The sequence below is a fragment of the Chryseobacterium sp. RU37D genome, assembly GCF_900156075.1.
Lineage (GTDB): Bacteria > Bacteroidota > Bacteroidia > Flavobacteriales > Weeksellaceae > Chryseobacterium.
This window is the reverse complement of the sequence record NZ_FTMM01000013.1, coordinates 1-20,161: the sequence shown is the minus strand read 5'-3', so window position 1 is coordinate 20,161 and position 20,161 is coordinate 1. Positions and strand designations below refer to the sequence as shown.

Here is a 20,161-nt window from a genome sequence, read left to right as displayed (position 1 = left end):
TTTAAAATTGATACATTAATCTTGCGAAATAGCTTCTTCCGTAATACAAATTCAGGCGGTCGGTTGCCACATTGTGAGCTGAAGCTGTGCTGTTTGTACTGTTGATCGTGGTCACATCAAATATATTTTTCACCCCTACAGACAATTCAAGGCGATCTTTCCAGAAAGGCTGGCTTACGATAAAATCCATCATGTGGAAACCGTCTGTTTTGGCCAATCTAAGAGTTTCATTTTCAATGATATAAATTCTTGAAGGCCCTGTAAATTTGTAATAAAGGTTGAATACTGTTTTTGTTTTCTCAATCTGATAAGAAGTATTAGCACCAACCTGGAAATTATACTGAAATTCATTGGGAGTTTTTACATCCATTTCCTGCTTGGAAACAGAAATTCCGTTCAGGGAAGTTCTTACTCCTAAAGAAAATCGGTCTTTTACGATATTGGCATTAGCCCCGAATAATAAGCTTCTGTATTTATCCAGGTTCATATATTTGTAAGTGGAAGGCCTTACCACCATTACATTTTCAATTTTATCATCGAGGTCAACATATAATGTCTCCAGATTATAATTGAATTTCCAACCGCTTCCCATATCAAAGCCCTGATCCCAGAATAGACCTGCGGAATATCCGTTTTCCGGCTTCAGATTCGGATTTCCCTGAATATCATGATTGACATTTACGAAATATGTGAATAATTCATCATAAGTCGGATAACGGTTTGCTGTACCGAAGACCCCTCTTAGATTAGAATTTTCCGATGTTTTGTATCTTGCTGAAAGTGAATAATTAAACTGATTGTCAAAACTGTTGCTCACCGATAACCTGACTCCCGGTCTTAATGAAAATTGATCTGAAACATTCCATTCTGCGGAAAGAAAAGTACCGTATGTGAAGATTTTTCTCTTTACATTATTTCCGTCAAATTCCCCGGCAATTAAAGCTGCGTAGCCATTGGTATGATCTAGTTCGTAACCTAACTGGAAATCAAAAGTTTTACTGTCAAGGAAATTGCTGAACATTCCTCTGGAATAGATTACATCGGTTTTATAATAGGATTGTTCGTTATAATTTGGATCTTTTGTGCGGTTGGGAATGTCGTAGTTGTAATCATAGAATTTCCTGTCCTGATTTTGATAAGAAAAATCCCCGATATATCTTATATGGCCAAGATTCGTCTGAATATTGAACTGATACAGCCATCTTTCTGTATTATAATTTCTGTCTAAACTTTGGTAAGCAACCCCTCCCTGACCGTCATTTAAAGGAATTCTGTCGACTTTCGGGTTGTAATAATTGAATGTCTCATTTAAATAGGAAACCTTATAGAAAAGTGAAGTCTTATTTTTAGAATATCTTATCAGCGCATTGGCTTCGTACTGGTCTTTGGGGTTCCATTCGTATCCTCTCTGGTTATCCTGCCCGAAGTATTTATAACCTTGCTTTTCACCTTCATACCCCATGAATTGGTTATGGTTGAAACTGATATTCGTGAACCAGTTTTCATTAAAATTATACACTACATTTACATTCTGAATATGTCTTCCCTGTCCTCTTTTCCTAAGATTGTAGTTATCCCTTACCGTTTCTTCTTGTAAAGCTGCTCTGATACTTAATTTTTTTGTATTGCTTTTTTTCGTAATAATGTTGATAACACCGGCCAAAGCTCCATTTCCGTATTCAACACCCATGCTTCCCTTTACGATCTCAATTCTTTCGATATTGCTCAAGCTCAGCTTGGTAAGGTCAATATTACTTCCTAATCCTGTATCGCCAACCACTGGAATATTGTCTATTAATATCTTCACATAGTCCCCACCCAATCCCATCATATTAGCCGTAGAATTTCCTGAGTTTGTGTCCGGAGTGATCTGTATATTCAAAGATTGATTTAAAACCTCAGCTGCATTGGTAGCTGCCATATTTTTAATCTGTTGTGCATCAATGACCTCAACTTTATAAATGGATTTATTAATTGATTGCTGCATATATTGCCCCGTAACGACAACTTCTTCTATTTTCGTCTGATTAAGAGTATCTTTTTCCTGCGCATTCATCCACAAAACTCCGAATAAACTGAGAACGGAAAGTACTTTCTTCTTCATAGATTCAAAAAATTTTTGACAAATATAAAATTTTATTTAGAACAATTAAAAATAAATTTATACTTTTGTGGAATAATTCTAAATAAAAATAATATATGAAATTAAAACTACTTCTAGGAACATTGATGTTTGGTGCTATTACGGCTCATGCACAAGTAGCTGCAATTAATGAAAATTTTAATAGTTTTACTCAAGGTCAGGGACAAACTGTTTTTCCGCAAAACCAATGGACTGCCATTTATCCGACTGCCATGGGAAATCCACCCCCAATGATGAACGTAGTAGCCAACGGAGCTGCTGATAATTTTATTCAGGCTTATTCCGGGGGTAACCAAAACACTCCCCAATACCTTATTTCTCCACAAATCGTAGCACCGGTAGGAGATAAAACATTAACTTTCAAAGCAAGAAGAAATACAGGTTCTGCACCCGGATCCGTACAGGTAGGTCTGGCATCGAATCCTGCTGATATGAGCACTTTCGTAGCATTGGCGAATGCAACTACTTTAACGGGTGATGCTTTCCAGACAATTACTGTTCCTGTAATTGCATCTGCTTCTCAATATATCGTTTTTAAATTTGTGGGGGCTTTTGCACCGCATACGGTATTGGAGATTGATGATGTGGTGTATGCTAATCCTTCTACTTTGGGCGTTTCAGATAATGCAAAATCTAAAGAAGAGATCAAATTTGCCGCGAATTCGGAAAATACGGCTTTGCAGTTCGTAACGAGAAAAGATCCTAAAAATATCCAGATATATTCTGCAGGAGGAAAAAAAGTGGCAGGAGGGAAATTAAACGGACAAAAATTTGACATCAGCATGCTTCAGACTGGAGTTTATTATATCCTTATCGAAACTGCTGAAGGAACTCTGACAAAATCAAAATTCATAAAAAATTAAGATTTAATAGATCTAAATTTTAATACTTTCTATTTTTTCTAATAAAGGCTGCTCGCAATAGTGAACAGCCTTTTATTTTCGAGCCATAGGATAGAAAATGGATGCTGTAAGTTTCAGAATACTGCAAACTTACAGCCTATAAAGTTTTATACCCTTTATAAACTAATGTTGTACTTTCAAGCATTTTTGCAACATCTCTTCTGAAATTCAATAAATGATCCTGCCCATTATGACGGTTCAGATGTTCTTCACTTTCCCATAATTCTACCATAAAAAAAGTGCCTTTATTATCTTTATCTTCAATAAGGTCATATTGCAGGCATCCTTCTTCTTTTCTGGTTTCTCTTACCAAAATCTGAAAAAGTTCCACAGCTTCCATCAGGTAATTTTCATTGAACCTGAAAAGAGCAACTACATATAGATTCATATTATTTTTTTAGTGGTGTAAATGTAAAATATTTTAAAAGTAGAAAAGATATTTCACTCTTTTATTTTTCCACAATGAAGAGAATTTATACTAAAAAACAGATTTATAAATAGTTATTAAAGTCATGACAACGACAAGCGTTCCGATGGCGATAAATACTCAACATTATCCTAAGTAAGGACAATCGAAATTAAAAAAACAAACCCTTTCGACAGTTTTTTTGAAATAAATTTCAATCCCTCCTCTGCCGGAAGCTGTTTCAGTGATTCTACATCTTCTTTTGAAATCATTATTTATTCATTTGAAATACTGCAAATATCTAATAAAATAATTATCCTATTAAACTGGTAAACTAATTATTAAAAAAGGATCAGATCAATCGATCAAATCCAGCAGTGTCTTTCTTTCCAAAATATTTAATGATGCATCCCTCACTTCTATGAGAACATCATGCAGACTGCAATGCTCTTCATTACAATCTTCGCATTTTTCATAAAAATTTATGCTCACACACGGAAGAAGTGCAATGGGTCCGTTCACGAGACGAATAATTCTTGTCAGTTTTACATTTTCAGGGTTTTCTTTGAAAAAATATCCTCCTCCTTTTCCTTTTTTACTGTCCAGAATATCCGCTTTTCTAAGCTCAAGCAAAATATTTTCTAAAAACTTCAAAGGAATTTTCTTATACTCAGCAATTTCGGAAATAAGGACAGGGCCATCATTCCTTTTCTTCACAAGGTATGAAAGCGCTTTAAAAGCATATTGAGATTTTTTAGACAGCATTCTTACAAAAATAAGAAAAAATTGTTTCTATAACACAAGAGCAAATAAAACCGATTTGCTAATAAACATATTTGCCGTTTACGATTTAGCTTTCTTTGTCATATTACCTATTAATCATTAAGTTTGTCCTATGTTCAGTAAACAAGAAGCGCAACAGCTAAAAAAGGAATTTTGGACGGCTTTTGGAAAGTCTTTTCCCAGAAAATGGATTTTATATGACACAAAAATTAAAGATATGTCGTTCAAGTTTTATGCGGATAATAAAAAAGCAGAAGTTTCATTAGATATAGAAATGAAAGATGAAATTTTCAGGAATGCTTATTATGAAAAGATCTGGTCTTTGGAAGATATCCTGAAAGATTTCATCAGAGATTTCAATAAAGAAGAATATTTTACATTAGAAAATGGAAAAGTAATCGCTAAAATCTGGGTTGAAAAACATGGAGTTTCTATATTCAATAAAAATACATGGCAGGAAACCTTCAGATTTTTTGTTGAGAAAATGGACGGGTTCGAAAGATTTTATTATGAATATGAAGATTTTATAAAAGATGTGTAAATGATGTTTATGCAGAACATTTTTATGAATGCCAGTTTTTGATCCCGAAAAAAACAAGTTACGAGCTTAATGATAAGTTTGAGGAAGATCTTTACTATATTTTGAAGGCAGAAAACTTGTTGGAAAATGGAATTCTTTCTGTAAAGACCATCACCAAACAGATGAATATTTCCTTAAATTATTGGAGACCTTTGCTGCGAATCATACCCGGAAAAGTGCGAAAAAGTATATTCTCCTTGAATCAAAAAAAACAGGTAATTCAAATCCTAAATAATATCAACTAGAATTACATCTTGAAAAACTAGATATGTTCTGAACAGCAACTATAAAATTATTTATAAATTTATAAAGTGGATTGTCAATACATTATTATCAGTAACGTTTTTTGATATAAGACAAAACCCAATTAAGACGATTTATGAAAAGCGAAATACAAAATAAAAAGAGGCTGTCTCAAAAAGTACTACTCTCTCGGGATCCTGCCTGACAACCTTTGTCATTTAGGAGACTTTCAGAGCATTATTTTACCTTTTGAGGCAGCCTCTTTTTCGATATTCTATCCAAACTTCCTCTTCCTCAACCAGAAGAACAACCCTCCTAAAACTCCGATGATCACTAAAGGAAGCAGCAAATTAAACCACTGCCAGTTGCTTTTTTCTTCGGTGATTCTTTGTCGGTCAAGAAGCCTTTCTTCGATGTTTCGGTTTCGTAGTTCCATTAAATTACTATCGTCCAAAAGATAGTCTAATGCATTTCTCAAGAATTGTTCGTTTCCAAACTGTTCGTTCGTCAACAAGTCTACTCCAAGAGGCAGTGCTTCACCTTTCAGAACTTTATTTCTGCCTACGTCTCCGTCAGCAATTACAATCATTTTGTTTTCAGGGCTTGAAGTCTTGAAATTCGGGTAAGATTTTCTTTCAATTCTTGATGCATAAGCCGAATTGAACTTCCCTTCCAAAGATACTGCATAGATTTTTGGAGTACTTGGTTTTTCCATTTGTCCAAGGCTGTCGACGCTGGAAATTTCTTTTAAATCAACATAATTTGGAACCTGCTTCAACAACGTTCTTTCGCTTGATTCAAAAAGAACATTGGTTTTAATATTTTTTCTTCCGCCCAAGGTATCGATTGAAGTCGGGAATTCAAACTTTACAGGATTGATATTTTTCGTGATCGGATTGTTTTTTTCTGCAATTCCAAGCGGATAATATGGCCATGGAAGACTTGTATACTGAGGATTTCCGCTCACTTCTCCGGTAACCAGCCTCAATAAAGCAAACTTTTTCACATCCTTTACCAAAGCCGGATTGATCCTGATTCCATAATTAAAGAAAAAGTCTGTCATATTAATGTCTACAGGGAAAGGCATTACTTTTTGAGACCTCATCAGCGTATCCATTTCTGCATTTACAGCATCGATCATCCAAAGTGTTTTCCCGCCATTCATGATATATTGGTCAAGGATCACTTTTTCGTTATCTGTGAAAGCTTTTCTTGGCTTTGCAATCACTAAAGCGCTCATTTGCTTTAGGGCTGGAATGTCAGCTAAAGTCAGTTCCGTTTGATTTTTAGGGATAATCGGTCCTGCATCGTAGCTTTCCGTTGCCAGTTGCATAAAACCTTCGAATTCTTTTGGGTTAAGTTCATCCTGATTGATCAGAATTCCGATTTTCTTTCTCTTACTTGCTGCAATATTTTTAATGTTTGAAACAAGATTATATTCTAAATTTTCAATAGATTTTGTTAATTGCTGGTCGGCATCCAATCCATTCTGCTGCACTACTAAAGGAATTGAAACTCCCCTTTTATCGTACTTTACAACTGCATAAGGAAACAAATAGATCTGCGAAACCTTTCCATCTTTAATATCAGGAAGTACGGAAGGCTGCATTCCCATTGCCATCAAAGTGTCCTGAGACATTTTTGTTTTTACGGGATCAATAAATTTAAAATCAATTTTCGGATTAATTTTTCTGAATTCTTCCAACATGAATTTTGTTTCGCTCTGGAGCTGTTTGAAACTTGCCGGAAAATCTCCTTCCAGATAAACATCAACGGTTAAAGGCTTCTTTACAGATTCCAACACTTTGATTGTGTTATCAGAAAGAGTGTATCTTTTTTCTTTGGTTAAATCCAACCTGATTCCTGAAACTGCCAAAATAATCACCAATGGCAATACTACGAAAAGTAAAATTGCTAACGGAGACTTAAACTGTATCTTCTTCATAATTCTACTTCTTTTTATTAATAAAATGATTGGACAAAACTAATGTAACACCAATAATGAAAGCAAAATAAGCAACATCCTTAAAATCAATAAGGCCTCGTGTAAAGCCTAAAAAATGTTGATAAAAACCTATATTCTGCAAAATAAAGTCTACACTTCCCAATAATTTATAGCTTGCCAGCTGCTCGATTCCAAAATACATGATGAAACACATGAAAACGCCCAGCAAATAAGCCATAATCTGGTTTTGAGAAAGCGAAGACGCCAAAATCCCGACTCCCGAAAATGTTGCAATTAAAATAATTAAACCGATATAACTCCCGAAGGTCATTCCCAAGTCAATATTTCCGGCCGGAACGCCTAAAACATATACGGTATAAAGGTAAATCAACGAAGGAATCAAACATAAAATCCCAACGATCCAAACTGAAAGAAATTTCCCAAATACCAAATCCGAAACTTTCAAAGGTTGAGAGAATAACCAGTTTAATGTTCCGGTCTGCTGCTCTTCCGCAAAAGTTTTCATCGAAAGCGCCGGAATGATGAACATTAATAACCAGGGAACCAAAACGAAATAACTTTGTAAAGAAGCCATCCCGATTTCGAAAATATTAGAATCGTTGTCGAAAAAAAACAGAAAAAGAGTCGCAATCAGACTGAAAGCCGCAATGATTACCCATGCGCTCCAGTTTCCGAAGTAACCCCAAAGTTCTTTTTTTAAAATTGCAAGCATTTTTTTTAGTTATGAGTTATAGGTTTTTAGTTATGAGTTTTTGGTTACTTGTTCAGTTCTATTTGACCAACTTATAACCCATCATTCATAACTTATAATTTTATTTATTTTTCTTTTTTTTATTAACCAATTTCACAGTCATCATGATCAAAAATACCAGAACGAAAAATCCAGTGATTAATTGCCACCAATATTCAATAACCTGAGATTTCAGGATCACGGTAAAAACAACTAGGAACAAAATGAAAGTTGCAATTTCGTTCGCCTGCCTTAGCTTTATATTGGCCGTTTCGAGAGTATTTCCGTTGATTTCTTTAAGCTTTAACACTTTTTTCCAACACCAGTAATGATAAATCGCCAAACCAATCAGGAATGTCAGTTTTAAATGAAACCAAGGCATTTTCATTAAACCAGGATTCAGAAAAATCAGAGTTAATCCACAAACAGCCATAATAACTCCGGCCGGGACCGTTATGATATTCCAGAGCCTTCGGGCCATGAAGGTGTATTGTTCCCTTAAAATTTTCTTTTTCTCTTCCGTAAATTCGTCGGTATCTTTATAATAGACAAAAATTCTCACGAGATAAAAAATTCCCGCAAAATAGCTTACCATAAAGATGATATGTAGTGCTTTTATTATTGTGTAAAGCATGAATTAATTCTATTTTTTACCAGGAATAATTTTACTATAAGTATCTAGTTTTTTTAAATATTCAAAAAAATTATCTTTTGCGTTATTAACCCGAACACGACTGGATAAAACAATCAAAATATAAATGATTATCGCAGCAATCCAAAAATAATTTTCCTGCTGAAAAAGTACGATTGCAAATATCAACATAACTATTGTTCCAAAAATATTTCCAAAAATGGAAAAAAAACCATGATATACGGTTAATCCAATAGTTTCCGGTTTATCTTCTTTTGCAACAAACTTTCCCTTAAAATAAGGAGACATTTTATCATAAGAAAACTTAATGTCAAAACTATTCTCAGATACCTTTCCTGCGAAACATTTGTTCCAATCAAAGAATTTTTTAGATAAATTTTTGTCTATATCATTTAAAATTTCCTCTTTTGGTTTTGAAAATTCAATTATATACTTGGATTTAAAAAACATTTCATTGAAAATTATGCGCAAAGATAAGTTTTTAAATAATTTTTAAAAATAAAATTCCTTTGATTTGAAAAGATAATTTTAAGAGAGAGATGCTTCGACAAGCTCAGCATGACAACTCTAATACTAACTGGTATTTTAACTATGTTTTTGTAGCGATGTCATACTGAGCTTGTCGAAGCATCCATATTTTATAATAATTTCAAAACTAAGAAATTACGCCCAATTCTTTTCCAACCTTTTCAAAAGCAGCAATCGCCTTATCCAAATGCTCTCTTGTATGCGCCGCAGAAAGTTGTACCCTGATTCTCGCTTTTCCTTTCGGTACAACCGGATAGAAGAATCCGATTACGTAAATCCCTTCATCCATAAGCTTTTCTGCCATTTTTTGAGCCAAAGGCGCGTCATAAAGCATTACCGGAACAATTGCAGCGTCACCATCAGGAATATCAAAGCCTTTGGCTTTCATTTCTGCTCTGAAATATTCTGCGTTTTCCATCACCTTATCACGAAGAGAAGTGTCTGCAGAGATCATATCTAAAACTTTCAATGCTGCACCTACAATCCCCGGAGCCAGTGAATTGGAGAATAAGTAAGGTCTTGAACGCTGTCTCAGCATATCGATGATTTCTTTTTTACCGGAAGTAAAACCGCCTAAAGCACCGCCTAAAGCCTTTCCTAACGTAGAAGTGATGATATCTACTCTACCCATAACTTCATTCGCTTCATGTGTTCCACGACCTGTTTTCCCGATGAATCCTGTGGCATGAGAATCATCAACCATTACCAAAGCATCATATTTTTCTGCAAGATCACAAACACCTTTCAGGTCCGCAACGATTCCGTCCATAGAGAAAACACCGTCTGTAACGATGATTTTGAAACGATGATTTTTCTCTGAAGCAGCAATTAACTGCGCTTCCAAATCTTCCATATTGTTGTTTTTATAACGGTATCTGGCTGCTTTACACAGACGAACTCCGTCAATAATCGAAGCGTGATTCAATTCATCAGAAATAATAGCATCCTCTTCTGTAAATAAAGGTTCGAAAACACCTCCGTTAGCATCAAAACAAGCTGCATAAAGGATCGTATCTTCAAGGCCTAAAAAGTCTGCAATTTTTTGCTCCAATTGCTTGTGAATATCCTGAGTCCCACAGATGAAACGTACAGACGACATTCCGTAGCCATGAGACGCTATCATATCTTGGGAAGCTTTCATGACTTCCGGATGATTTGATAATCCCAAATAATTATTGGCACAGAAATTCAGTAGCTTTTTGCCGTTGGCTTCGATTTCTGCGCTTTGTTGGGAAGTGATGATTCTTTCTCTTTTGTAAAGCCCGTCGTCATCAATATTTTGTAGTTCATTCTGTAAATTTTCAAGATACTTTTTAGAGATCATTTCTAGTAATTTTTGGATGCGCTAATTTAATAAAAAAAGCTGTTTCAATTTTATGAAACAGCTGTATTATTTATTATATCCTTGAATGAGTCTTTAGAATTTAAGTTTATATGGAAAATAATAAATTCTAATTAATCCTTTGAGTAAGCTTCTTAGTTGGCCGGTACGGCAAAGAAATAATTTTCTCCATTATTACCAACTTTTGTCGCAGGAGGGGTACCAACAACATCACAATTTGCAATCCATAAATATATATCAACTGAAGGGCTCGTAACATTGATAGGAATGACACCTGTCAGCATACTATACGCGCCAATACTTGCTATGGACGGTGCCAGCCAGCCAGACACAAGTTTGCTGCCTAAAAGCGTAAATCCTGTTGTAGATATCGCGCTGTTACTACTGCTAATCGTAAGTCTCGTCCACATATTATCTGTTGAGGAACTTGCATCAGTGGATTCTAATAATTCCCCCACATATATCAGCCATCTTCCAGTGGTTAATTTTATTGAATGTCCAATCAATTTGTTTGATGTTACAGTAACTGAGCTATTATTTAAGGTTCCAAGAACAGCAGATTTTAGTGCATTACCACTTATCCACATTGGGGCTGCCCCCGGACCATTTGAAGAAAGGATTTGCCCGGCTGTTCCGGCTGATCCGGCAGTTTTGGCGTTTCCTCCTACACTCAATTCATTTGTAAGTTGAACGGCGCCGTTTACATGTAAAGTTTTTTGAGGTGTTGGTGTGTTAATTCCAACCTGCGCATATCCAAATGCAGAAGAAGCTATAAAAGCTAATAGGGTTAGTTTTTTCATAATTTGTATTTATTAAAAAAGTTAATTTTTGCCCAAATATAATACAAAAAAACACAAATCAAAAAATACAAATAAGCCTGCTAGAGCAGGCTTATTTGTATTTTTTAATAAAAAGCTAAAATCAAATTAAAATATTAATTTAATATTTTAATATTAATAGTTCTATCTAACAACTTCTATTAAATCTAGAAATTAATATTTTTTAATAAACTTAATATTCTTGTCATTAATTTTAAAAATATAAGCTCCAGGAACCAATTCTGAAATATTGATTGGTTTTTCCGGCTGGTAAGCTCCTTTACTTACTAATTTTCCATCAGTGAAATAAATAGAGAAATCAGTTGGTTTATTAATTCCTTTAATATTCAATTCATTTTTTGTCGGATTCGGATATAAGGCAAACTCTTCTTTGTTTATATCTATGCTACTTAATGTGTTGTCCTGAGTTACGGTTGAACTTTTCTCTAAAATCTGATATTCATAATTAAATTCTATACTTGCAACAGGAAATCCTACATTTTGAACAAAATATTGGTTGTTCATTGTATTATTTAAAGCAAAGTATGCAACCTGACCGGCAGTTCCGTTCACTTTTATGGGTAACGGCATTTCGAAAAAACTTACCGTCGGGCTGCTTTGTGTTTGTATGGCTTTTATGGTAAGTGTATTTCCATTTTGTTTCCACCTGATATTGTAAGTGGGATATCCTTCACCATAGATCCAATCATTGAAAAACTCTGTAAAATTAATCCCTGTTGACTGAAGCAACGAAGTATTGAAATCTTGGGTTTTAACATAGTTATATGCCAGATTCGGTCTTGAATGATAATCTTGAATTGCTTGATAAAAAGCTGTATCTCCTAAAATCCATTTCAACATCCTCAAAACATATCCACCTTTTGAATATGATAATCTTCCACTGAAAATAGAATTTATATTACTCAAATTAGAATCAGCAACGTAAACACTTCCTCCCGGCGCACTTGTAACATAATTTTTCTGATCCAATAAGTAAGCCATAAACTGAGCATTGGTCATCAATAGTTTTTCGTTGGCCAAATGTTCTCCAAAAGTTGCAAAGCCTTCGTTTAGCCATATATCGTTCCAGGCTCCACAAGTTACTTTATCTCCAAACCATTGATGAGCAAGCTCATGCGCTATTGTTCCTTTTCCCCAAGAGCTCATAGAGGACATTGTCTGATGTTCCATACAAACTCCATTGTACTGATATTCCATGTGTCCGTATTTTTCATTCCTGAAAGGATATGCACCAAAATAGGTTTCAAAAGTATTCATCACATCTTTAGTCCAATTAATATTAGACATAATCGTCGAATTGGCTTGTGATGTAGGATAAATATAATTTACAAAAGGAAACGGAGGATTTCCCATCGTGTCATTTAATTTTACAAAATTTGTAATCGAAAGAGCAATTAGATAAGCAGCTGTTGGATACATTGTTCTCCAGAAAGTCAGTTTCTGATTGTTTGGAAGATTTGTTTCAGACATGAATTTTCCATTTGCTGCAACACTGTACTGAGAAGGTGTCGTGATTTTAAAATCAAATTTATCGATCTTATCATTCATGCTCTGTTTCGTTGGAAACCAGTCCTGGGCTCCATAAGGTTCATTTAAAGTAGAGATTATCGGAGTTCCGTTTTGAGTTCCCGCTCTAAAAGCATCATTATCCGTTGCAGGAGGCCCGGAATAAGTTATCGTTAAAGAATCCAAAACATTAGCAGGTAAAGCACTCTGAAAATCAATCCTCACTTCTTTTGTCGGAAGTTGCTGAAAAACAAGCATATTTCCATGATATTGAACCTGAGAAACCGTCAATGTATTGGCTAAATCAAAATAGATGCTGCTCATACTTTGATTAGGCTTAAAATGGGAGGTTACCGAACCTGTAATATTGTATGTTGGAGGATTCAAAGTGACGTCCATTCTCTGGTACTGAAGGTCATAGTTCTGCGTATTCGGGTTCAGGTTTCCGACTGCCATTTTATTAGTAAAAGATTTCATTTCTTTGGAAATCAAACCTTTCTTTTCAAGATTATCGTTCTGAGCAAAAACTTGTTGGAATATCAGAATGCCCAAAATCAAAAAACAAAATTTCTTCATATTCAAGTTGTATAAGCGTCAAAGATATAAAAAACCTTCTAATCATTGATTAAAAGGTCTTTTTATTAATAAAATTTTAATAATTCTATAATTCTAATGCAGGCTCCAGAATTTTTTCCATTCTTTTCTTCACCATATCTACTGATCCTGCATAATTATTAACCATTAACGAAAAAACTAAAGTCTTCCCTGTATTTGTTTTCATATATCCTGCCAAGGTTTTTACTTTATTTAAAGTTCCTGTTTTAGCAAAAACCTGTCCGTTTCCTGTCCCGATGAACATTCTTTTCAATGTTCCGGACTGGCCTCCTACCGGTAGTGAATTAAAATATGTCTTATAATATTTTTCATCCATTAATGAAGTTAAAAATTTTACCTGAGAGATAGGTGTTACGTTATTGCTCCTTGAAAGCCCGCTTCCGTCCATATAATTTAAGCCCATCATATCGAAACCTTCATTTTTAAGATGCTCGGTTACCACTCTTCTTCCAGATTCAGCAGTCTGATCGCCTAAGCTTTGGAATCCTACAGTTTTCAACAATGCTTCCGCTAAGCCATTATCACTGTGCTGATTAGTATAATAAATAATATCACTTAAAGTAGGTGATTTATATGCTGAAACCAGTTTTCTATTTTCAGGGCTGGCGTCTGTCATTTTAGAAATTACTTTTCCTGTTACTCCGATTCCACTTTTTACCAGAGTAGTTCTAAAAGAATTGGCCAGATAAGCCGGCGCCTCCGGTAATTTTGTCGTTAAAATAGCATCACCTTCGTATTTATCGGCATATACCATTTGTTTGTTGTAAGGAGATACATAGAAAAACTTCTTATTTCCGGAAAAGCTGTTTCCTTTTACGATCAGCTTTTCGTTGGCCGGGTTGATTCCGTTTGTGGTACCAGCAGGCAGATAATAGTTGTTATTTTCTAACCAAACAACATTTTCCGGAAGTTTTGAAATATTACCTTTGAAAAGCGCTGTCTGAATGATGATATCACCATTTACCTTTTTGATACCTTCACGGGAAAGCCCACCGATGAAATCTGAAATGATGTCTCTGTAAGACCAGGCCCCTGCCTTATTCGTTCCTAAAGACGGATCACCGCTTCCTTCGACATAAAGATTTCCATTTAAAACTCCATTTTCATCAATACTTCCTGAATATTCCAACTGGGTTATCCAACGATAGTTCTCACCCAACAGGTTCATTGCTGTTTCAGTGGTAAGCAATTTTGTTGTAGAAGCCGGAACCAAAGGAGTATTTTCGTTGTACGAAGAGATTATTTTCTTCGTTTTAGGGTCATACACTACGAATCCCCAGTCTGCGTTTTTGAGCACCGGGTCAGTCATCATTGTGTTTACATTAATGTCTACAAGTTCTTTAGCCGACAAAATAGTTTTCTCCACCGCCGAAGTGATGGGAGAAGGTAAGTTTAAACTTTTCTGATTGTCGTAAGCCGGAGAATATAGAACTGTAGAAACGGTAGTCTGTGCAAGGAAAAACCCTGAAGCCAGTACCGTCAAACCTGAAATATATCTTCTGAAATTTACCATCTATTTTTTCATTTTGCTATTGTTTGGATAAAGTAAAAATCAACGGGTTAAATTGAAAATTAAAATTCCAAACATATAATCAACGGTCAAATGTAGAAAATATTGCTATAAGTAAGTTCGGAGGCTAGTTATAAAACACTATAAAGTTTGTTAAAAATTGTTAAAAATCTACAAAAATGACTTTTTTAATGCTTTGATAAGCAGTAATTTCGTCAAATTCTTTTAAACTTATCAAAACCAGTTTTTTATACTCTTCATATTTTTTTCCGCGAGGAAGTTTAAGCATAATCTGAAACTGATAGAGGTTATTAAGTCTTGCAATCTGAGCTTTTTCCGGACCCAAAACACAGTCTTCCGGAAGATATTTTCTAAAAATGGATCCTAAAAACTGAGAAGCGCGGCTGGCCTTATCTTCTCTTCTGTGCTTCAGCTCGATCATGATTAATTTAGTAAATGGCGGATAATGGAATTTCTGTCTTTCTGTTAAAATATATTTGTAAATCTTTGCCGGATTATTCATTTTAATTAATTGAAAAACAGAATGCTCCGGATTAAAAGTCTGAATCAGGATTTTCCCTTTCCCGGAAACCCTTCCCGCCCTTCCAGACACCTGAGTGATCAGCTGATACGCTCTTTCTTCTGCCCTGAAATCCTGTACATATAATAAAGAGTCAGCTTTCGGAATGGCTACCAACTCAATATGATCAAAATCTAATCCTTTGGAAATCATCTGAGTACCGACTATAATATCCGTTTCTCTCTCCTCAATTTTTTCGTATAATTTTTCGTAAGCAAATTTCTTCCTCATAGAATCCACATCCATTCTATCTACCTCATTTTCAGGAAATAATTTTGAAATTTCTTCATAAATCTGCTCCACACCCACTCCTCTTTCATTAAGGTTTTCAGAATGACATTTTGGGCAGATCTTCGGTTTGGAAGCTCTCTGGCCGCAGTAATGACATTTCATTTCATTGGAAGATTTATGATATGTCATCACAACATCACAATTGGAGCAGTAGTTTACATAGCCGCAGGTCTCACATTCTACGACATTGGCATAACCACGGCGGTTATGAAGTACAATAATCTGATTTTTCTCTTCTAAAGTTTTTTTAACTTCATCAATCAACCGTAAAGAAAAATTCCCGGAGGCTTTTTTGGAATCCTGAGCTTCTTTAAGATTAACCAATTCATATTCTGGCAGCCTTACATTTCCGAAACGCCCCTCAATGAAAACATATTTTAATTTAGCTTTCCGGGCATTGTAATAACTTTCAACTGAAGGCGTTGCAGATCCCAGAATTACTTTAGCTTCATAAAAATTTCCAAAGACCAGGGCAGCATCCTTTGCATTAAAATAAGGTAAAACCTCCCGCGGTCTGTATGCAGAATCATGCTCTTCATCCACAACGATTAATCCCAGATTCTGAAATGGTAAAAATAAAGCATTACGAGTACCTATAAGAACTTTAATATCGTTCTGCCTCACTCTTTTCCAAACTTCAACGCGTTCAAAATCAGTGAGCTTCTGATGATAAAATCCCAACTGGCTGCCGTATTTTTTTTCTAATCTTTGCGTGATCTGCTTGGTTAAAGATATTTCAGGAAGTAAGAGCAAAACGTTTTTCCCTTCCTGAATGCTCTCTTCAATTTTTTCTAAGTAGATGTGCGTCTTTCCGGAAGAAGTCACCCCGTGAAGCAGCACATTTTTTCCTTCTGCAAAAGCTTCATCCACTCCAGATTTTGCTATTTTTTGAGACTCGGAAAGCTTCTCGATTTCTTCAATTTCTCCTTCATAGCTTTCAATCCTGTCTTTTTGCATGTAATATTCTTCGACCAAGTTTTTCTCTGCCAAAGCTTTAAAATGAGAACCGGCAAAATATCCATCCTCAAACAGCTCAGATTTTTTAATATGAAGATCAGGATTTTCCGTCTTTTTTTCAAGAATGACAAGAAAAAGCTCTTTTTGCTTTTGAGATCTTTTTAGTGTTAAAAGAATCTCCGTAAAGTTTTTATTTTTTAAAACTTCGTCATTAATTTTAACATAAGCAACCTCTTTAGCCTTATATTTTTCTGCAATTTTTTCATCAATTTCGATATACTGCAGATCAATCAGTGAATTGATGGTTTTAATAATATCCTTTTTAGGAATAAAAGCCTCAATATCCGTCAAATTAATAAGCTGGCGAACTTCCAGTGCCTGAATAAGATACATTTCATTTACATCCAGGTTTTCAAAGTCTACCGTAATATTTGGCTTTAATTTTAGATATGTCTCACTCTCAAGCTTCAGGGAAGATGGAAAGGCAAAACGGTAAATTTCACCCAGACTACATAAGTAATAGTCTGAAAGCCAGTTCCAGAACTTAATTTGCTCCTTCGGCAGAATTGGTTTATCATCCAAAATGCTGATCACTTCTTTGACTATAAAGTTTTCCGGAGCATTCCCGTGAAGCTCGAAGACTATTCCCGTATAGATTTTCTTTCCTCCAAAAGGCACCAAAACCCGCATCCCAGGCTGAATTTCAGACTGTAATTCTTCGGGAACTTTGTAAGTGAAAGAACCTTTTAAATTTAATGGTAAAACGATTTGGGCGTAGTTCAAGAGAAATATTTAAAGTGTAAAATTAGATTTTTCTTTACAGAACTGCAATACTTTGCTTTCATCATTGAGAACATACTGCCATTTCTTAGGTAGCTGAGGCACTCGAAACCACCAGCACTAACATCCTAGCCCGGATTGCAGCGGCATCCTTCTGGGTTGCGGCCGGAGCGAAGCGAAGGCCGTAACCCAAAAGATATAGCGGAAAGCTGGAATAGCTTCTAAAAAACATTGAAAGCATAATTAATTCATCGTATCAAACAAACTGATTACCTCAATTTTTTCTAAAGGTTTTGAAAGCGTAATTTTTTTCGAAGTTTTTGGTAATAAATCGAAGAAATTATCGCTAAAATGGGTATCCCCGATCAGATAAATATCTTTGGCCAGAATATCTGTAGAAATTTCAATTTCCGTGGGGGATATTTTTCTTATTTTAATTTCAGGTTTTGGAAGTTTTAAATCTTTTGGCTTATTGAAATAGAATAATTTTTCTGCATTATGCTCATTATTGTTAAAGCTGATTTTTAAGAAAACCTTCGATAAATCAAATTTTGCAAAATCTGCTTTTTCTATTTCAAAATGTTTTCGTGATGAATTGGCTTCCAGAGCATTCGCCGCATTAATTGACCATAAAATTTTTCCGTTAAAATCTACCAATTCCACTTTCGAACGACCATCGAGATCGGTTAATAAATCATTTATAAAATAAATATCGTACGTTTTTTCTTTCTCTTCTACAGAAATTAAAATATTTTCAAAGCTTCTTTTAACCTGATAATGCAGCGCTTTCCAATTACCCAAATAATCAATCGAAGACCATGAAACCACTGACCAACAATCATTTAGCTGCCAGTACAAAGATCCCATATTATAAGGTTTTGCGCGACGGTGCGCTTCAATGGCAATCTGCATCCCGCGGGCCTGAAGCAATTGAGAAATGTAGTTATATTTCACAAAATCAGTTGGAATTTTGTAATCCCTTTTCATATAATTATCAATAATTTCCCAACCTCTGGAATGCTTTTCGTGTGCTTTGATTGTGCCATTTTGTAAGCTTAAATCAGGTATTCCTGAAAACATAGCTTTCGTTGTTTCCAGGGTAGCCATCCCTTGAAAACCATATTCCGAAGCAAACCTTGGAACTTTTTCGTTGAAAACCTCGAATGGCTGCTCACCCCACCAAACTCCCCAATAATGAGAATCTCCTTCTGTAAGGCTTTCCTTATGCCCCCAACCAATGGAAGGCGAGCTTGGCCAATATATTAATTTGTCATTTGTCGCATATTTTTTTATGGCATTTGGAATGATTTCATGAAAAATTTTCTTGTAGTCTTTCCAAACTTGTAAAGAATCTGTTTTTGAATATTTTAACTGCTTTTGATATCCCCAATTGACAATTGCTTCATCAATTTCGTTATTTCCGCACCATAAAGCTAAAGACGGATGATTTTGGAGCCTTTCGATTTGATCTTTTACTTCAAACTCAACATTTTGTTGAAAATTTTCATCTGACGGATAAAAAGTTCCGGCAAACATAAAATCCTGCCAGACAAGAATTCCGTTTTCATCGCAAGCCTTGTAAAACTCATCATCTTCGTAAATTCCGCCACCCCAGACACGGATCATATTCATGTTGGCATCTTTAGTGTCCTTGATAAGCTTTTGATATTTTTCTTTCGTAATTCTGGGTGTGAAGCTGTCGGATGGAATCCAGTTCGTGCCTTTAGCATACATGGGATTTCCGTTTACTTTAAAATAAAAAGATTTTCCTTTTTCGTCTTTTTCCCGAATTAATTCAATCGTTCTTAAACCAATTCTTTCATTTTTTTCAGCCAGTGTTCTTGTATCTTTTTGCAGCAAAATTTTTACATCATATAAATTGGGTTCGCCCCAGCCGTTTGGCTGCCAAAGTTTTGGATTATTAATCGTAAAAGGAAACTGAGCTGTATTTTTTCCTTTTTTCAATTGAATATTGTTAATTTTATCATTGATACACAATGAATAATTTCCTTCTTTATCAGCTTTGATTTCCGTAAAAATCATAAGATCCGCTTTTTGACCGGATAAAGATCTTTGCTCAATTTTTGCATTATTAATTTTTGCATTTTTCCAAAATTCAAGCTTTACATTTTTCCAGATTCCTGCCGTTACCAATCTCGGGCCCCAATCCCACCCGAACTGATATTGTGCTTTTCTCACAAAGCTTCTCGGCGATTCCGGTATGGTAAAAGGAACTTTCTTTGCCAGCTCTTTCCCGACATTTACTGAAGATTTGAATTTTACCAACAACAAGTTATCACCCGCTTTCAGATATACCTTAACAGGGATTTCCCATTTTCTGAACATATTATCTGTTTTAATCAACAACCTTCCGTTTAAATAAATTTCCGAAAAGGTATCCAACCCATTAAAAATCAAATCAATATTCTGATTTCCCAGTTCCTTTGGAGATATTTTAAAACTCGTCTGATAATCCCAATCTTCATTCTCAACCCATTGCACTTTTTTTTCATTTTCATCTTTAAAAGGATCAGGAATGATTTTATTTTTCATCAAATCCAGATGAACTGTTCCCGGGACCGTGGCGGTCAGCCATTTATTTTCTTTGGCATTTTTGAATTGCCATTTTTCGGTGGATAAATTCCGCTCGGAAAATTGGGCACTAATTAAAATTTGAATGAAAAGTAAAATAAAAAGTATGGATTTTGTCATCGAAGTTGTTTAAACTTTTAATTTTTTGATTAATCTTAAAGAAAATGCTAAAAAATGCAGATTCTTCCAAGTAATATCCAACGTTTCAAATCTTAT

At 35.0% G+C, this 20,161-nt stretch carries 15 protein-coding genes; 2 read left to right on the top strand and 13 right to left on the bottom strand.

The window, feature by feature from the left end; genetic code table 11:
- Window position 1: 1 nt before the first annotated feature.
- Window positions 2-2,104, bottom strand: a complete 2,103-nt coding sequence (locus tag BW926_RS08080) for a TonB-dependent receptor plug domain-containing protein (RefSeq protein WP_076446003.1) — start codon at window positions 2,102-2,104, stop codon at window positions 2-4.
- A gap of 95 nt (window positions 2,105-2,199) precedes the next feature.
- On the opposite strand from BW926_RS08080, the gene BW926_RS08075 reads away from it, so the two are divergent.
- Complete coding sequence (locus BW926_RS08075; protein ID WP_076446001.1) at window positions 2,200-3,006, top strand: T9SS-dependent choice-of-anchor J family protein; 807 nt, start codon at window positions 2,200-2,202, stop codon at window positions 3,004-3,006.
- A gap of 136 nt (window positions 3,007-3,142) precedes the next feature.
- Here the strand turns inward: BW926_RS08075 and BW926_RS08070 are convergent, their stop codons facing one another.
- Complete coding sequence (locus tag BW926_RS08070) at window positions 3,143-3,433, bottom strand: putative quinol monooxygenase (RefSeq protein WP_076445998.1); 291 nt, start codon at window positions 3,431-3,433, stop codon at window positions 3,143-3,145.
- A gap of 375 nt (window positions 3,434-3,808) precedes the next feature.
- Window positions 3,809-4,216, bottom strand: coding sequence for an RrF2 family transcriptional regulator (locus BW926_RS08065; RefSeq protein ID WP_076445996.1), 408 nt, complete (start codon window positions 4,214-4,216; stop codon window positions 3,809-3,811).
- Between the two features lie 130 nt (window positions 4,217-4,346).
- Between BW926_RS08065 and BW926_RS08060 the strand changes: the two genes are divergently transcribed.
- Window positions 4,347-4,775, top strand: coding sequence for a DUF4268 domain-containing protein (locus BW926_RS08060; RefSeq protein ID WP_076445994.1), 429 nt, complete (start codon window positions 4,347-4,349; stop codon window positions 4,773-4,775).
- Window positions 4,776-5,331: 556 nt separating this feature from the next.
- Here the strand turns inward: BW926_RS08060 and gldG are convergent.
- The 10 genes from gldG to BW926_RS08005 form a co-directional block, all read right to left on the bottom strand.
- Entirely contained in the window at window positions 5,332-7,002 is a 1,671-nt protein-coding gene (gene gldG / locus BW926_RS08050; protein WP_076445992.1) for a gliding motility-associated ABC transporter substrate-binding protein GldG, read from the bottom strand.
- Window positions 7,003-7,006: 4 nt separating this feature from the next.
- A complete protein-coding gene (locus tag BW926_RS08045) occupies window positions 7,007-7,735 on the bottom strand; it encodes an ABC transporter permease (RefSeq protein ID WP_076445991.1) in 729 nt (242 codons plus the stop codon).
- A gap of 100 nt (window positions 7,736-7,835) precedes the next feature.
- Complete coding sequence (locus tag BW926_RS08040) at window positions 7,836-8,387, bottom strand: CopD family protein (protein ID WP_076445990.1); 552 nt, start codon at window positions 8,385-8,387, stop codon at window positions 7,836-7,838.
- 9 nt (window positions 8,388-8,396) lie between these two features.
- Window positions 8,397-8,876: a hypothetical protein gene (locus BW926_RS08035; protein ID WP_143756521.1), complete on the bottom strand. Its 480-nt coding sequence runs from the start codon at window positions 8,874-8,876 to the stop codon at window positions 8,397-8,399.
- A gap of 184 nt (window positions 8,877-9,060) precedes the next feature.
- Window positions 9,061-10,257 carry a glycine C-acetyltransferase gene (gene kbl / locus BW926_RS08030; RefSeq protein ID WP_076445988.1) on the bottom strand — a complete coding sequence of 399 codons (1,197 nt, stop codon included), beginning with the start codon at window positions 10,255-10,257 and terminating at the stop codon, window positions 9,061-9,063.
- A gap of 152 nt (window positions 10,258-10,409) precedes the next feature.
- Window positions 10,410-11,075, bottom strand: a complete 666-nt coding sequence (locus tag BW926_RS08025) for a hypothetical protein (RefSeq protein ID WP_076445987.1) — start codon at window positions 11,073-11,075, stop codon at window positions 10,410-10,412.
- Between the two features lie 192 nt (window positions 11,076-11,267).
- Complete coding sequence (locus tag BW926_RS08020) at window positions 11,268-13,196, bottom strand: M1 family metallopeptidase (RefSeq protein ID WP_076445986.1); 1,929 nt, start codon at window positions 13,194-13,196, stop codon at window positions 11,268-11,270.
- A gap of 85 nt (window positions 13,197-13,281) precedes the next feature.
- The gene (gene dacB / locus BW926_RS08015) at window positions 13,282-14,748 is read right to left on the bottom strand and encodes a D-alanyl-D-alanine carboxypeptidase/D-alanyl-D-alanine endopeptidase (protein ID WP_076445985.1); all 1,467 of its coding nucleotides are present in this window, start codon (window positions 14,746-14,748) and stop codon (window positions 13,282-13,284) included.
- Window positions 14,749-14,908: 160 nt separating this feature from the next.
- Window positions 14,909-17,356: a replication restart helicase PriA gene (gene priA, locus BW926_RS08010; protein WP_076445984.1), complete on the bottom strand. Its 2,448-nt coding sequence runs from the start codon at window positions 17,354-17,356 to the stop codon at window positions 14,909-14,911.
- 240 nt (window positions 17,357-17,596) lie between these two features.
- Window positions 17,597-20,065, bottom strand: a complete 2,469-nt coding sequence (locus tag BW926_RS08005) for a beta-mannosidase (protein WP_076445983.1) — start codon at window positions 20,063-20,065, stop codon at window positions 17,597-17,599.
- Between the last annotated feature and the right edge of the window lie 96 nt (window positions 20,066-20,161).